16 protein-coding genes are annotated in these 15,572 nt (G+C 68.6%); 7 read left to right on the forward strand and 9 right to left on the reverse strand.

All coding sequences use genetic code 11. The features are described 5' to 3' along the window. Positions 1-3 precede the first annotated feature (3 nt). The 7 genes from AC6CR5_RS05360 to AC6CR5_RS05390 all read left to right on the forward strand — a co-directional run bounded on the left by AC6CR5_RS05360 (position 4) and on the right by AC6CR5_RS05390 (position 5,690). Positions 4-495 (forward strand): aromatic-ring-hydroxylating dioxygenase subunit beta, encoded by a 492-nt coding sequence (locus tag AC6CR5_RS05360; protein WP_070781639.1) that lies wholly within the window; start codon positions 4-6, stop codon positions 493-495. Positions 496-517: 22 nt separating this feature from the next. Then, a complete protein-coding gene (locus AC6CR5_RS05365) occupies positions 518-1,786 on the forward strand; it encodes an aromatic ring-hydroxylating dioxygenase subunit alpha (protein ID WP_024068861.1) in 1,269 nt (422 codons plus the stop codon). 2 nt (positions 1,787-1,788) lie between these two features. Further along, complete coding sequence (locus AC6CR5_RS05370; RefSeq protein WP_047990780.1) at positions 1,789-2,109, forward strand: non-heme iron oxygenase ferredoxin subunit; 321 nt, start codon at positions 1,789-1,791, stop codon at positions 2,107-2,109. Then, positions 2,106-3,332, forward strand: coding sequence for an NAD(P)/FAD-dependent oxidoreductase (locus tag AC6CR5_RS05375; protein ID WP_038503541.1), 1,227 nt, complete (start codon positions 2,106-2,108; stop codon positions 3,330-3,332). Before AC6CR5_RS05370 ends, AC6CR5_RS05375 begins: the two co-directional genes overlap by 4 nt. An 18-nt stretch (positions 3,333-3,350) precedes the next feature. Next, entirely contained in the window at positions 3,351-3,758 is a 408-nt protein-coding gene (locus AC6CR5_RS05380) for a nuclear transport factor 2 family protein (protein ID WP_223308471.1), read from the forward strand. A gap of 49 nt (positions 3,759-3,807) precedes the next feature. Beyond that, the gene (hpaH, locus tag AC6CR5_RS05385; RefSeq protein WP_006384357.1) at positions 3,808-4,608 is read left to right on the forward strand and encodes a 2-oxo-hept-4-ene-1,7-dioate hydratase; all 801 of its coding nucleotides are present in this window, start codon (positions 3,808-3,810) and stop codon (positions 4,606-4,608) included. 101 nt (positions 4,609-4,709) lie between these two features. Further along, positions 4,710-5,690, forward strand: coding sequence for a Bug family tripartite tricarboxylate transporter substrate binding protein (locus tag AC6CR5_RS05390; protein ID WP_006384358.1), 981 nt, complete (start codon positions 4,710-4,712; stop codon positions 5,688-5,690). A gap of 71 nt (positions 5,691-5,761) precedes the next feature. On the opposite strand, the gene AC6CR5_RS05395 is transcribed toward AC6CR5_RS05390, so the two are convergent. From AC6CR5_RS05395 to mqo, 9 genes are all read right to left on the reverse strand, one after another. Continuing rightward, positions 5,762-6,235, reverse strand: coding sequence for a DUF2269 family protein (locus tag AC6CR5_RS05395; protein ID WP_498085309.1), 474 nt, complete (start codon positions 6,233-6,235; stop codon positions 5,762-5,764). After that, the gene (locus AC6CR5_RS05400) at positions 6,232-7,488 is read right to left on the reverse strand and encodes an SDR family oxidoreductase (protein ID WP_498085310.1); all 1,257 of its coding nucleotides are present in this window, start codon (positions 7,486-7,488) and stop codon (positions 6,232-6,234) included. The genes AC6CR5_RS05395 and AC6CR5_RS05400 overlap by 4 nt, the downstream gene beginning before the upstream one ends. Positions 7,489-7,599: 111 nt before the next feature. After that, positions 7,600-8,130 (reverse strand): GbsR/MarR family transcriptional regulator, encoded by a 531-nt coding sequence (locus AC6CR5_RS05405; protein WP_006384361.1) that lies wholly within the window; start codon positions 8,128-8,130, stop codon positions 7,600-7,602. A gap of 136 nt (positions 8,131-8,266) precedes the next feature. After that, positions 8,267-8,893 carry a glutathione S-transferase family protein gene (locus AC6CR5_RS05410; RefSeq protein WP_058664436.1) on the reverse strand — a complete coding sequence of 209 codons (627 nt, stop codon included), beginning with the start codon at positions 8,891-8,893 and terminating at the stop codon, positions 8,267-8,269. 175 nt (positions 8,894-9,068) lie between these two features. Then, positions 9,069-10,040, reverse strand: coding sequence for a LysR family transcriptional regulator (locus AC6CR5_RS05415; protein ID WP_006384364.1), 972 nt, complete (start codon positions 10,038-10,040; stop codon positions 9,069-9,071). 64 nt (positions 10,041-10,104) lie between these two features. After that, positions 10,105-11,124, reverse strand: coding sequence for a histone deacetylase family protein (locus tag AC6CR5_RS05420; protein ID WP_006384365.1), 1,020 nt, complete (start codon positions 11,122-11,124; stop codon positions 10,105-10,107). Next, on the reverse strand, positions 11,121-12,446 hold the full coding sequence (locus AC6CR5_RS05425; protein ID WP_035181302.1) for an MFS transporter: 1,326 nt from the start codon (positions 12,444-12,446) through the stop codon (positions 11,121-11,123). Before AC6CR5_RS05425 ends, AC6CR5_RS05420 begins: the two co-directional genes overlap by 4 nt. 248 nt (positions 12,447-12,694) lie before the next feature. After that, positions 12,695-13,660, reverse strand: coding sequence for a hypothetical protein (locus AC6CR5_RS05430; protein WP_047990789.1), 966 nt, complete (start codon positions 13,658-13,660; stop codon positions 12,695-12,697). 128 nt (positions 13,661-13,788) lie between these two features. Beyond that, on the reverse strand, positions 13,789-15,489 hold the full coding sequence (gene mqo, locus AC6CR5_RS05435) for a malate dehydrogenase (quinone) (RefSeq protein WP_047990790.1): 1,701 nt from the start codon (positions 15,487-15,489) through the stop codon (positions 13,789-13,791). Positions 15,490-15,572: the final 83 nt, after the last annotated feature.

Raw genomic sequence — 15,572 nt, forward strand, 5'->3', positions numbered from 1 at the left:
CCCATGACCCAGATCCAACTGCCCGACGACACCTCGCTGCGCGCCCGCCTGCGCGACTTCTACGACGACTACGCCTACTGCCTGGACGAAGACCGGCTGGAGGAGTGGCCGGACTTCTTCACCGAGGACTGCCATTACCGCGTGCTGTCGCGCGAGAACCATGACGCCGGCCTGCCGCTCGGCCTGATCTATTGCATGAACAAGAACATGCTGCGCGACCGCGTCACCGCGCTGCGCGAGACCACCATGTTCGAGCCGCGCTCGCTGCGCCACTTCATCAGCGGCCTGCGCGTCATCCAGGCGCAGGGCGAGCGCATCGTGGCCCAGGCCAACTTCGCCGTGATGGAGTCGCTGTCCGACCGCGAACCCACGCTGAACATGGTGGGCCGCTACCTGGACGAGCTGCGCCTGACGCCGCAGGGCCCATTGCTGACCCGCCGCGACTGCGTCTACGACAACTACCGCGTGCGCACCTCGCTCATCGTTCCCCTCTGATCCCGCTGCCAGGAAACCCGCCATGACCTGTTCCGATTCCGCCGTGCTGGAAACTCCCGCCGCGGCCCCCATCCATATCGAGCGCCGCTGGCCCAAGGAGGGCTACACGCGCATTCCCAACTGGGTCTACACCGACCCGGCCATTTTCCAAAAGGAGATGGACGTCTTCTTCGGTGGCCGCACCTGGAACTACGTCGGCCTGGAGTGCGAGGTGCCCGAGACCGGCTGCTACAAGCGCAACTGGATCGGCAACCGCCCGGTCATCATGGTGCGCACCGAGAGCGGCGAGATCAACGTGCTGGAGAACCGCTGCGCCCACCGCGGCGCGCAGATCTGCTGGAAGAACACCGGCCAGGTGAGCGACTTCACCTGCCCGTATCACCAGTGGAACTACGACCTGGATGGCAACCTGCAGGGCGTGCCGTTCCGCCGCGGCGCCATGGGCAAGGGCGGCATGCCGCGCGATTTCGATCCCAAGCAGAACGGCATCCGCAAGCTGCGCAGCGTCAACCGCGGCGGCTCGATCTGGGCGACGTTCGCCGACGATGCGCCCAGTTTCGAGGACTACTGCGGCCCCGAGGTGCTGGCCGAGATCGACCACATGCTGCCGGGCAAGAAGCTCAAGCTGCTGGGCTACAGCCGCCAGCTCATTCCCAGCAACTGGAAGATGTACCTGGAGAACCTGAAGGACCCATACCACGCCACCTTGCTGCACACCTTCTACATCACCTTCGGCCTGTGGCGCGCGGACTCCAAGTCCGAGTGCATTCCCACCGGCGGCGGCGCGCACAGCGTGATGGTGTCGCACAACGAGGGCAAGAAGAAGACCGAGGCCACCAGCGAAATGAGCCGCTTTCGCGACGACCTGGAGCTGCTCGACCTGGAAACCGTGACCCCGCGCGCCGAATTCAACCGCGGCCGGGTCGGCGGCGCCTGGGTCTTTCCCGCCGCGCAGTTCGGCATCCAGGCCAATTCGCTCAAGACCCGCCACGTGATTCCGCGCAGCCCGACCGAGCACGAACTCGTCTTCACCTACTACGGCTACGAGGACGATGACGAGGAAATGACCCGCCTGCGCCTGAAGCACGCCAATCTGCTGGGCCCGGCCGGCTTCGTCTCGATGGACGACAGCGAGATGCTGAACCAGGTGCAGATCGGCGTCACCGGCTACCCCGAGGCGCGCGGCATCGTCGAGATGGGCGGGCGCGACACCGAGCCGGCCGACTACATGGTGACCGAAGTGCTGATCCGCTCGTTCTACGACTACTACCGCAACGCGATGGGGCTGTGACCATGACGACCTGGACTCCGGTCGCCCAGGTGGGCGATATTTCCCCCGACACCGGCACGCTGCGCGTCGCGCTGGAGGGCGAGGCCGTGTGCCTGTACGACCTGCAGGGCGAGATCTGCGCCACCCAGGACCGCTGCCCGCACGGCAATGCCAGCCTGGCCGACGGCTACCTGGAGAACGGCACGATCGAATGCCCCTTGCACCAGGGCGTGTTCGACGTCCGCAGCGGCAAACCGCAATGTCCGCCCGTCACCACCGACCTGCGGCGCTACGCGGTGCGGGTCGAGGCCGGCACCATCTACCTGAGCCCGGAGGCCGCGTGAGCGCCGGCGCCATCGTCATCGTCGGCGCGGGGCAGGCCGGCGGCTGGGCCGCGGCCACGCTGCGCGGCCGTGGCTACCGCGGCCGCATCGTGCTGCTGGGCGATGAGCCGCACCCGCCGTACGAGCGGCCGCCCCTGAGCAAGGCGGTGCTGGGCGGCCAGGCCGCGCCCGAGAGCACCGAGCTGTTTTCCCAAGAACGCCTGGCGGAACTGGATATCACGTTCCGGCCCGGCGTCGCGGCGACGCGGCTGTGGCCCGAGCGCCATCAGGTCGAGACGTCCGACGGCGCCATGCTCAGCTACGACAAACTGATCCTGTGCACCGGCGGCCGTCCCATCGTGCCGGCCTTGCCCGGCGCCGACGGCCCCGCCGTCCATGTGCTGCGCACCCGCGACGATGCCTTGCGCCTGCGGGCCCGCCTGGGCCCCGGCCGCCGCATCGTCATCGCAGGCGGCGGCTGGATCGGCCTGGAAGTGGCCGCCACCGCGCGCCTGGCGGGCTGCGCCACCACGGTGCTGGAACAGGCGCCGCGCCTGTGCGCCCGCAGCGTGCCGCCCGGCGTCTCGGCCCACCTGGCGGCGTTGCACGCCGCGCAGGGCGTTTCGTTGCGCTTGAATGCCAGCCTGCGCGCGGTGCATGCGCGGCCCGAGGGCGGCTGCGTGGCCGAACTGGCGGACGGCAGCCGCCTGGAGGCGGACGCCGTGGTGCTGGGCGTCGGCATGCAGGCCAACGACGCCCTGGCGCGCGAGGCCGGCATCGCCTGCGAACGCGGCGTGCTGGTCGACGAATACTGCCGCACGTCGGCGCCCGATGTGCTGGCCGCGGGCGACGTGGCGGTAGCCACGCCCGCCGGCGGCGGACCCATCCGCCTCGAATCCTGGCAGAACGCGCAGGACCAGGGCGCGGCGGCGGCCTTGTCGGCGCTGGATGCGGGCCAGCCCTACCTGCCCAGCGGCGCGGTCTGGTCGGAACAGTACGACGCCATGGTGCAGATCGCCGGCTTCCCGGCGCGGGGCGGGCGCGAAGTCCTGCGGCCCCTGGCGGACGCGCGGGCGCTGCTGTCGGTGGCGCTGGACGAGGGCGGACGCGTGGTTGGCGCCGTGGCGGTGAACGCGGCGCGCGAACTGCGCCAGCTGCGCCAGTGGATCGCCCAGGGCACCCAGGTGGATCCCGCGCAACTGGCGCGCGCCGACGCGCCGCTGTCCAGCGCCCGGATCGGCTGACCCACGATGGAGAACCGAATGCAGACCGAACACGCCAAGGCCGCCTGCGAGGCGGTCGTCCTGGCCTTTTTCCACGCGCTGGATACCCGGCGCCACGAGGCCGCCGCCTCGCTCATCGCGCCGGATGGCACCTGGCTGCGCCAGGGCCAGCTATTGACGGGACCGCGCGAAGTGCTGGCGGCCCTGGAGGCACGGCCGCCGCAGCGCACCACCTGCCATGTCATCACCAACCTGCGCCTGCTCGAATACGACGGGTCGCGGGCGATGGTCGGCTATTTCCTCACCGCCTACGACAGCGATCCGCAAGTGCAGGGCGGGGCGCCGCGGCTGGTCGCCATCCGCGACTGCCAGGACCGCCTGGCCGTCCATGGCCAGGACTGGCTGCTGGCGGAAAAACGCAGCCGGCGCCATCTGCCGCCCGAATGACATCCCCCAAACCGTGCCCGAAAATCCCATGACACCCCAAGGAACCTCCATGGACGCCGCGACCATCAAGGCGCTGGCCCAGCGACTGGACCAGGCCGAACGCAGCCGTACCCAGGTGCGCCAGCTGTCGCTGGAACATCCCGACATCACCATCGCCGACGCCTACGCCATCCAGCGCGAATGGGTGGCGGCCAAGATCGCCGGCGGCCGCCGGCTGGTCGGCCACAAGATCGGCCTGACCTCGCGCGCCATGCAGCTGTCCTCGCAGATCGACGAGCCCGACTACGGCGCCTTGCTGGATGACATGCTGTTCGAGGACGGCGCCGAGATCCCGCACGACCGCTTCATCGTGCCGCGGGTCGAGGTCGAGCTGGCCTTCATCCTGGAGCGCCGCCTGCAAGGCCCGGGCGTGACGCTGTTCGACGTGCTGGACGCGGTGCGCTACGTGATCCCGGCGCTGGAAATCATCGACGCGCGTTCGCACCAGATCGACCCCGACAGCAAGCGGCCGCGCAAGGTCTTCGACACCATCGCCGACAACGCCGCCAACGCCGGCGTGGTGATGGGCGGCCGGCCGGTGCGGGTCGGTGAGGTGGATCTGCGCTGGGTCGGCGCCATGATGTCGCGCAATGCCGTGATCGAGGAAACCGGCCTGGCGGCGGGCGTGCTGAACCATCCCGCCAACGGCGTGGTGTGGCTGGCCAACAAGCTGGCCGGCTACGACGTCGCGCTGGAACCCGGCCAGATCATCCTGAGCGGCTCGTTCACGCGGCCGGTGTTCGCCCAGCGCGGCGACACCTTCCACGTGGACTACGGCGTGCTCGGCGCGGTCAGCTGCCGCTTCGTGTGACGCCGCCGGGAGCCCGTCGCGCCATTCCATTTTTCGTTCCACGCGCGTCCGATACATCAAAACCAGCGGCCGCGCGCCCCGCACCCCCAAGGAGACAAACCATGATCCCCCTCAAGACCTCGATCGGCATCGCCGCCGCCTGCATGGCGCTGGCGGCCGGCCCCGCGCCGGCGCAGGCCGCCGACTGGCCCACCCATGCCATCACCCTGGTGGTGCCGTTCGCCGCCGGCGGCGGCGGCGATACCCTGGCTCGGCTGGTGGCCGAGCCGCTGTCGCGCGAACTCGGACAGTCCATCATCGTCGAGAACCGCCCGGGCGCCGGCGGCAACATCGGCACCGCCATCGCGGCGCGCGCCAACCCGGACGGCTATACGCTGTCCTACGGCACCAACGGCACCCAGGCCACCAACCACTGGCTCTACAAGTCGCCGGGATACGCGCCGGGCGACTTCGAGCCGGTCTCGCGCTTCACCGTCATCGCGGCCGCGCTGGTGGTCAACGCCACCGACGAGCGCTTCAAGTCGCTGGCGCAGCTGCTGGCCTACGCCAAGTCGCACCCGGGCGAACTGACCTGTGGCTCGGCCGGCAACGGCACCTCGTCGCACCTGGCCTGTGAACTGCTGAACCAGATGGCCGGGGTCAAGATCATGCACATCCCGTACAAGGGCGGCAGCGCCGCCATGACCGACCTGCTGGGCGGGCGCATTTCGCTGCTGATCGACGTCATGCCGAACGTGTCGGGGCAGATCGCCGCGGGCAAGCTGCGCGCGCTGGGCGTGACCACGCCGCAGCGCGTTGCGTCGAATCCCGACATCCCGACCTTGAGCGAGGCCGGCGTCAAGGGCTACGAGTTCTTCGCCTGGGACGGGCTGTATGCGCCCAAGGGCACGCCCGCCGCTATTCTCGACAAGCTGAACGCCGCCGTGAACCGCGCGCTGCAACGGCCCGAAGTGAAGCAGGCGCTGGAATCGCGCGGCGCGATCCCGTCGCCGACCTCGCGCCAGTCGCTGGCCGAGTTCGGCGCCGAGGAATACACGCGGCTCGGCAAGGTCGTGAAAACGGCCGGCGCCGCCATCGACTGACGCGCCGTCGGGAATCCGCGCCGGCAGGGCGCGGGTTCCCATGCCGTAAAGGGGGCAAGGCGGCCCCGTCCTCACAACGCCGGCTTGACCACCATCAGGAAATACACCGCCACCATCGCCAGGAACGCCGGGTAGCCCAGCCATTCCCAACAGCGCGCAAAGCGCCAGTAGCGCGCCGGCAGCGCCGTGGCGCCGGCCGTGTGGGCGCCGTCCGCCATCTTCGCCATTTCGTACTGCAGCCACACCACCGGCAGCCAGCAGGTGCCAGCCAGCAGGTATAGCCCGATCGACACGGCGATCCACGGCGTGGTCCAGTTCCAGCCGGCGGCATGCGCCAGCCACAATCCGGTCAGCGGCTGCGCCACCACGGCGGGCGTGGTGAACCACAGGTCGGCCCGCACCACCAGCTTCGAGACCACCGCGATGGCCGGCACCGAGCCGGTGCGGTTGGCGAAGAACAGGTAGAACGCGGTGCCGAAACCGGTTCCCACCAGCAGGACGGACGACAGGATATGCAGGGTCTTGATCGTGAGATAGGCGTTCATGATTGGGTTTCCTCGCTGAACAGGATGAACAGGAGCGCGATGACGGCGACGTTCTTCAGGAGCGGGCCGAACGGATGCCACAGGAATTCCGACAAAGCCACCGCGATCACCGCGGAATAGCCCAGCACCAGGGCAAGCTGAGCGGCCCACAGCCGCCGGCCGGGTCGCCAGAGCGTGGCGACGCCGAACACGGCGTCCAGCGCGGCGGCCAGGTACAGCGCCGCCACGGCCCCCGGGCCGTGCAGGCCGACCCGCGCCAGCAGCGCCAGGCTGTCGCCGGTCGGGTAGATGAAGGCGCTGCACAGCGCGGTCCACAACCAGATCAGCGCCAGCGCGCCGCGCAGCAGGGCGGGGCGCCAGGCCGCCAGGGCCTGCTGGCGCAGGGCGGACGCTTCGTCCGGGCCGATGAAGGCGTCGATGCCGGCGGGCGGGCGTCCCAGCGCCCGCGCCGTGGCCGCCGGATCGCCGCTGTTGCCGGCGCGCAGCATGCGCCAGGTATCGCGCGTCAGGATCGAGCCGGGCAGACGGTCGCACAGCGCCGCGGTCCCGGCGACCAGCGCACCCGGCACGGTCAGCGTCCACGCTGGCGCAAAGCCCATTGATGTGCGATAGACCGCCAGCATGCGCTTGAAGGTGACCTCGGTGTCGCCCACCAGATCGAGCACCGCAGGCGCGTCGACCGCGCCGTTGACCAGGCGGACCACGATCTCGGCCAGGTCGTCGATGTGGATCGGACGCAGCGGCTGGCAGCCGCCGGCGGGCAGGGCATGCAGCGGCAGCGACGCCAATGCGCGAAAAAAGCGCGCCGACTCGCCTTGGGCGCCGTACACCAGCGCCGGCCTCAGGATGTGGTGGGCAATGGGCAGCGTGCGCAGATGGTCGTCGGCGGCGCGCTTGCTGCGGAAGTAGGCGGTGTCGCCGCCCTCGGCGCCCAGCGCCGACACTTGCAGCACCTGCCTGACGCCGGCCTGCGCGGCCGCCTCGAACAGCGCCACCGGGGCAAGGTGATGAAGCCGGTCGAAATCGCCGCGGTCGCCTTCGCGCAGGATGCCGACCGCGTTGATGACAACGTGGATGCCGCGCAGGCGGTCGACCCAGGCGGCCGGCGTCGTATCGACGCGATAGTCCACTGCGATCTCGTCGGCATGCCGCGCCCGCCGCACGCCCTTGAGGACCCGATGCCCGTCGCGCGCCAGCGCCTGGCACAACGCGTGGCCAATAAAGCCATTGGCACCGCATACCAGAATGTTCATGTGACCCGCCTCCGGCCGTATCGACCGCTTGGTTCTTTTATTTCTGTTATTTCTGTATAAACAGAAATAACAGGCCAAAAAAATGGCGGGACACGCGGTCCCGCCACGCCCTCACGCCTTGGTGCGGCGCATGGTCTTGCTGATCTTGGCCCCCATGCCCAGCGTCTTCATCAGCGTCTCGGGTTTCATGCGCAGCATTTCATCGGACCAGGTGGTGAGGATTTCCAGGAACGCCAGCGTCTCGCGCACGCGCTGCGCGGTCAGCGGGGTTTCGTCGGCCATCTCGGGGCTGGCGAGGGTGTCGCGCAGCATCGACAGGGTGGGGTCGATCTCGCGCTGGCGCCGGCCTTCGACGATCAGCTTGAACAATTCCCAGATGTCGGTGGAGGTCTCGAAATGGTCGCGGCGGTCGTCCATGACATGCACCACCTTGGCCAGCCGCCACGCCTGCAGTTCCTTGAGGCTGTTGCTGACGTTCGAGCGCGCCACGCCCAGCGTTTCGGCGATTTCCTCGGCGGGCGCGGGCCGGCCCAGCAGGTAGAGCAGGGCGTGGATCTGCGCCACGGTGCGGTTCACGCCCCAGCGCGAGCCCATTTCGCCCCAGTGGAGGATGAAGCGTTCGGCGATCGGAGTCAGTTTCATGCGGCCACTGTAGGTATTTCTGTTATTTCTGTCAAGACAGAAATAACAGAAATGGACGCGATCCGCTAAGCACGCGGCATTGGGACGCGCCCTATTGGGACGCGACCCGTTCGGACCCGCCTTGTGCGGACCTGCCTTATTCGGCCTTGGCTTGCGCCAGCGCGCGCTGCACCGCCGGGCGCGCCGCGACCCGCGCCAGGTAGGCGGTCAGCGCCGGGAAGCGCGCCATATCCACGCCGTCGCCCTCCAGCCAGCTGCCGATGGTGTAGAGATAGGCGTCGGCCACGCTGAAGCGTTCGCCCAGCGCCCACGGCCCGGCGATCTGCGATTCCAGGTAGGCGGCCACGGCCGTCATGGTTTCCGGCACTTTGGCGCGCATCGCCTCGTGCGCCGCCGGGTCGTCGGCCCAGCGCGCGCCGCGCCGCTTGTGCGCATGCGCCACGTGGGCGGTGGACGCCAGGTAGCTGTTCAGTTCCTGCAGGCGCGCGAACGCGAACGGATCGTCCAGCGGCGCCAGCCCGGCCGCCGGGAAGCGCTGCGCGACGAACGCCAGCAGCGCCGGGGTCTCGGTCAGCACGCCATGCTCGGTGGCCAGCGCCGGCACCCGCCCCTTGGGATTGACGCGCAGGAATTCCGGGCTCTGCTGCTGCCCCGCGCCGAAATCCAGCTTGACGACGTCGAATTCGGCGCCGGCTTCCTGCAAGGCGATGTGGGTGGCCAGGGCGCAGGTGCCCGGCGCGGTATAGAAGGTCCAACGAGACATGGCGTCCTCTTGGTGAAGGGAGGTGAAGGAAGGGTGAAGCGCAAAGCCAGGCGGCCATTATCGCCAGAACCCCCGCCGCCGCCTACGGTTCGTGCCGTGCGCGGGCGGCAAGGTCGGACGGATTGCCCGATCCCGGGTCAAATGCGGCCGCCGATTCAGGGCGCGGTCAGCGCCGTCAGCGCGCCCGCGCGGCCAGCGGCGTGCGCGCCAGGAAGCGCTCGAACGCCTCCAGGTAGGCCGTCTCGGCCGCGCTCAGCTTGCGCTGCCGGTGCCAGGCCAGGTACACGTCGATCTCGGCCACGCTCTCGTTGGGCGGCAGGCGGCGCAGTTCGCCGTTGACCACGTCGGGCACGATCAGGTGTTCCGGCAGGAAGCTCAGGCCGATGCCCGCCACCACCATGCGCCGCACTTCCTCGATGTGCGGCGAGGTGCCGACGATGCGGCCGGTGAAGCCCTGCTGGTCGCGGAAGATGGTCAGCGGCGACAGCGTGTCGCCGATCTGGTCGCTGGCGAAACAGACGAAGTTCTGGTCCATCAGGTCTTCGATGCCCACCCGCGGCCGCGAGAACAGCGGATGGCGCCGGCCACAGACCACCGCGTAATGGTGGCGCAGGAACAGCCGGCGCTCCAGCGCCTCGACCGGCTTGCGGCACAGGCACAGCCCGAGCGCGGGCACCCGCTTGGAAAGGGCGTCGAGGATGTCGGCGCTGGGCAGCACCTCGATGTGGAATTCGATGCGGGGATGGCGCTGGTGGAAGTCGGCCAGGAAGTCGTCGTAGGCCGCGCTCTGGATACGGCTCATGACCAGCAGCCGCAGCGTGCCGGCGACCTCGTGCCGGTCCTGCAGCGCGGCGGTCTCGATGCGCGCCATGGCGCCGTACATGTCGCGGGCGATGGCGTAGATTTCTTCGCCCAGCCCGGTCAGGCGGAATTCGCCGTTGCGGCGGTGCAGCAGCATACCGCCGACCGCATCCTCCAGCCGTTTCAAGGCCTGGCTGACCGCCGGCTGGCTCAGGTGCAGCGCCTGCGCCGCCCGGCCCACGCCGCGCGCCTGCACCACGAACATGAAGGTGCGCAGCAGGTTCCAGTCCATGCGCTCGGGCGCGAGCGACAGGGCGTGGGCGGGGCGGACGGGGGCAGGGCACATGGCGGCGTGGCGGATTCCGGCGAAAGGACAGGGCCGGTTTCCGTCCGCCGTGCCGGCCCCGTGATCAGGTTCCGGCCAGCCCCGCGAAGAAGCGCGCGGCGTTCGATTCCAAGCCCTCGATATAGTAGCCGCCTTCCTGCACGATCAAGGTCGGCAGCTTGAGTCCGGCGACTTCGCGCCCGAGCCGTTCGAAGCCGTCTTCCGACACCGCCACCATGGCCTGCGGATCCTTCTCGAAGATGTCGAAGCCCAGCGACAGCACCAGCGCGTCCGGCTGGAATTGCTCGATCGCGGCGCGTGCCTCGCGCAGGCGGTCGAAGAATACCGACTCGGGCGAACCATGCGGCATCGGCAGGTTGAGGTTGTAGCCTTCGCCTTCGCCCGCGCCGCGCTCGTCCTCGAAGCCGGCGACCACCGGATAGAAGTTCTCGGGATCGCCGTGGATCGACACGTACAGCACGTCGCTGCGCTCGTAGAAGATGTCCTGGATGCCCTGGCCATGGTGCATGTCCGTGTCCAGGATGGCGACGCGCCCATAGGTGCCGCGCAGGCGCTGCGCGGCGATGGCGGCGTTGTTCAGGTAACAGAAGCCGCCGGCCGCGTCGCGGCGCGCGTGGTGGCCGGGCGGACGGCACAGGGCATAGGCATGGCGGTCGCCGGCCGCGATGCGGTCGGCGCCGGCGATGGCGCACTGCGCCGACCAGTACGCCGATTGCCAGGTGTTCGGGCCCACCGGGCAGCTGCCGTCGGCCAGGTAGCGCGCGGCCTGCGCCAGCACGCCGCGCAAGGCGTTGGGCTCGCGCACGAAGACATTGGAGACCACCTCGTCGCCCCAGTCATCGGGCAGCTTCTTCCATTCGGCGTGCGCCTCGCGCAAGAAGCGCAGATAGGCCGGCGTGTGCACCGCTTCGAGCGGGGCCTGGCCGTGGTCGGGCGGCGCCTGCACGTCGAAGCCCAGGTTGCGCGCCGCCTGCGCCAACGCGTCCAGGCGCGACGGCACTTCCTGCGGCGTGCGCATCTTGCCACGCGAGAAATAGGTCTGCGGATGGTGCAATTTCTGATCGTCGTGGAAATACGCCTTCATGCTCGATGGCCCTCGGGTTGGAATTGGACATGGCGCCGGCCATGGGCGCCCAGCGCCAGCACGGATACCAGGGAAAGCAGCGAAATCACCGAGAACAGCACGGCCAGCGGCCACCACTGGCCCTTGAAGTTCTCGGCCAGCACCGTGCCCAGCATCGGCGTCAGGCCGCCGAAGATGGCGCCCGACAACTGGTAGGCCATGGAAATCCCGGTGTAGCGGATCGCGGTGGGAAAGCTGTCGCTGACGAAGCCGGCGATCACTGCATAATAGGCGCCCATGAACAGCACCGCCACGCCGATGCCCAGCGTGATCGCGGACAGCGAGCCCAGGTCCACCAGGTTGAACATGGCGTATGGCGTGAATACCGACACCAGCGCCATCGTCGCCAGAAAGCGCAGGTTGCCGACGCGGCTGGCGATATAGGCCGCCAGCGGCGTGATGAAGAACTGCATGATCGACACCACCAGCAGGCAGTCCAGGATCACCGCGCGGTTCAGGCCGACGTACTGCGTGGTGTAGGCGATCATGAAGGTGCTGGTGAAGTAGAACCCGGCGATGCCCAGCACGTTGGCGCCCACGGCCAGCGCCAGTAGCCCGGGCGCGCCCGTCAGCACTTGCGCCAGCGGCGCGCGGGCCGGCTTGGCGCGCTGCGCCTGGGCCTGCTTTTCTTCCAGGAAGTCGGGCGATTCATTGACGCTCAGGCGGATCACGAAACCCACCACCAGCAACACCGCCGAGAACAGGAACGGCACGCGCCAGCCCCAGGTCAGGAAAGCGGCGTCGTCCAGGCCGGTCACCAGCTTGAACATCAGCATCGACAGGATCAGGCCGGCCGGGCTGCCCAGCTGCGCGAACGAGGCAAAGAAGGTGCGCTTGCTCTTGTCGGGCGAGTGTTCGCCCGCCATCAGCACCGCGCCGCCCCATTCGCCGCCGACCGCCACGCCCTGCACGATGCGCAGCAGCACCAGCAGCACCGGCGCCCAGACGCCGATCGAGGCGTAGGTCGGCAACAGGCCGATCAGGACTGTCACGCTGCCCATCATCAACAGCGTGATGACCAGCGATTTCTTGCGGCCGATGCGGTCGCCGATATGGCCGAACAGCGCGCCGCCCAACGGCCGCGCGAAAAAGCCCACGGCAAAGGTGCCAAAAGCCGCCAGCGTGCCGTAGAAGCCCGTGGCCGATGGAAAGAACAGTTTGCCGAACACCAGCGCGGCGGCGGTGGCGTAGATGTAGAAGTCGTACCACTCGATCATCGTGCCGATGAATGCGGCGGTCGACGCGCGCACCGGCTGGTGGCCCGTCCTGGAATTTCCCCTCATGGTTTTCTCTCTGTAGGTAAATCGAGGTTGCTGCGTAGACCGTTATACGCGTGCCCTCGCCATAAGAAAAATTCTGAATTCTTATCCGCGAAATTCAGCGAATTTATGAGTGGAAACCCTAGTATTGAGCGACGATGCGCGCAGAACCGCCCGCGTCCGTCTCGCGCTCCGAGATTGGCGCAGCGGTTCAGCGGGATCGTGGAGCGCCCCGTACGCCCGGTAAAGCGGGCGGCAGGCATGGACGCGCCTCAGCGCGCCGGCTGCCAGTCGCGCCGGCAATTGGCCAGCGGACGCAGTTCGTTGGCCGCCGCCAGGCGCAAGGACGGCTTGGCCCCGGCCACGTAGACCAGATTGCGCGACCGCCACACGGCCAGCTCGGCATACGGCACCTGCGCCGACGAAGCGCGGCCGGTACCCCAGAAATCCATGCTCGGCGCATCCAGGCAGGCATCGCCCGCGGCCACGCTGGCCAGCTCGCGGCCAGTGGCCAGGTCCACCGCGCGAAAGCGCACGGGCGTCGGCCGCTGGCGCAGCTCGGCGGCGATCACCACCGGCGTGCCGTTGGCCGTCTGGCCCAGGCTGGCCGGCTTGACGGTCTGCACCTCCTGGCCGCGCGGCACCAGCAGGAACGCCACGCCATTGTCGATATCCAGCAGGCGGCCGGGTCCCAGCCTCACGGCCTGGAATGGTTCGTGGCGGATCAGCGTGGTCTCGTACCAGCCGTTTTCGTAGCGCGTCCATCCCGGCTCGCCAGCGTCCAGGAACACCTGACCGCCGATGCTGTCGCCGTCGCCTTCCTTCTGCACCGGGATGTCGGTGATGCGCAGATCTCCGCCGCCGACATCCAGGTACAGCAGGTTGCCGTGGCCGGAGGTGCGGGTGACGAAGGCCAGCACCCCGTGCGGGTTGATCGGCTTGGCGGGGCCGCAGAAGTAGTCGCGCGCGCGGCGCGGGTCGCCCGCCGGCAGGAAACGCTCGCCCAGCTTGACGCCCTTGCCGCAGAGCGGCTGGCGCTGGTAGGCCAGGGTGTATTGGCTGGCGTTGCGCCGCCTGCCTTCCTGGTAGTCCTGGAAGCCGATGTCGGTCTCTTCGACCCGCAGCCCCTTGTCGTTGTAGAGGGTGCGGGCCTGCAGCGGGCCGGCCAGCGCGGCCAGGGCCAGCGACATCAGGGCGGCGGCCATGGGCGGCCGCAGGCAAGCCAGGGGATTGAGCATGTCTCTTGTCATCATCCGATAGCCGATGGGGCACCTTAGCACAGTGACCGGGGCGGCCGCAGGTGCGAATGCCGTCGACCGACGCGCAAAAAAAAAGCCCTCCCGGAGAGGGAGGGCGGGGCAGGCCGCTACAGCGCCTGCATCTCGGTGTTGGCATTGCGCCCCGGTGCCGGCTGGGCCGGCGCGTTGGTGGCCGGGGCCGTGGGCGCGGAGGCGGGCGCCGCGCCCGGCACCGGCACTTCCACGTACGGCAGGTGCAGCACCTGGCTCGTCATGGCGCGGATCTGGTTGGTCAGCGCCGGACTGTCATTGAGCTTCTGGCCATACGACGGAATGATCTCCTTCAGGCGCGCCTTCCAGCCCGCTTCCATCTGCTGCGGGAAGGCCTTGGCCAGCAGATTCAGCATGATGGGCGGCGAGGTCGAGGCGCCGGGCGAGGCGCCCAGCAGCGCGGCGATGGTGTTGTCCTTGTCGGTCACGACTTCGGTGCCGAATTGCAGGATCGCGCCTTTCTCCGGATCGCGCTTGATGACCTGCACCCGTTCACCGGCCGTCACCAGGCGCCAGTCTTCGCGCTTGGCCTGCGGGAAGTACTTGAGCAGTTGGGCGTGGCGGTCCGCGTCGGTCAGTTGCGCCTGGTCCACCAGGTATTTGACCAGGTCCAGGTTCTCCAGGCCCACGTCCACCATGCTGGCGACGTTGTTGTGGCTCACGGACGAGAACAGGTCGAAGGCCGAGCCCTGCTTGAGGAACTTGGTCGTGGCCAGCGCGAACGGGCCGAACAGCACCACCGGCTTGCCGTCGAGCTTGCGCGCATCCAGGTGCGGCACCGACATCGGCGGCGAATCGGTATCGGCCATGCCGTAGGCCTTGACCTCGTGGCGGCCGGCGATGGCCGGCGCGTCGAAGGCCAGGAACTGCCCGCCCACCGGGAAGCCGGCGTAGTTCTTCGACTCGGGAATGCCGGACAACTGCAGCACCTTGAGCGAGGCGCCGCCCGCGCCGATGAAGACGAAGCGCGACTTCACCGTGCGCTCCTGGTTGGTCTTGAGGTCCTTGACCGTGACGTTCCAGGTCTTGTCGCCGTTCTGGCGCAGCGCGGTGACCTCATGCTGCAGTTGCAGCTTGAAGTTGGGGTTGCGCTGCAGGCCCTGGGTCAGCTGGTTGGTGATGACGCCGAAGTTCACGTCGGTGCCCAGCGGCATGTAGGTGGCGGCGACCTTCTGGCTGGCGTCGCGGCCTTCCATCAGCAGCGGCGCCCACTGGCGGATCCGCGCCGGGTCGGTGGAATACTCCATGCCGTAGAACAGCGGGCTCTTGACCAGGGCATCGCGGCGCTTGCGCAGGTACTCGATGCGGTCATCGCCCCAGACGAAGCTCATGTGGCCGGTCGGGTTGATGAAGTCCGACGGCTGGCCGAGGCGGCCGGTCTTGACCTGGTGCGCCCAGAACTGGCGCGAGATCTCGAACTGTTCGGCGATGTTGATGGCCCGCTTGATGTCGACCGAACCGTCGGGCATCTCGGGGGTGTAGTTCAGCTCGGCGAAGCCGGAGTGGCCGGTGCCCGCGTTGTTCCAGCCATTGGAGCTTTCGAGCGCCACGCCGTCCAGGCGTTCGAAGAGCTCGACGTGCCAGTCCGGCTGCAATTCCTGCAGGTAGGTGGCGAGCGTCACGCTCATGATGCCGCCGCCGACGAGCACGGCGTCCAGGGGCTTGTCGTTGTCCGGCGCCGGGACCGAACGTTGGTGCAGCGGCCAGTACAGGAACAGGGCGACCGCGATCACCACCGTCACCACCAGGCTGCCCAGGATCTTGAGAAACTTTCTCATGGGTATTAGACCTTACGGTTCAAAGGATTATGTTGTTGTAGTTATCGGCACTTCTGGGAAAAGGACGTAGGCACCTCCGGGCG

The sequence above is a fragment of the Achromobacter sp. EG18 genome, assembly GCF_059759395.1.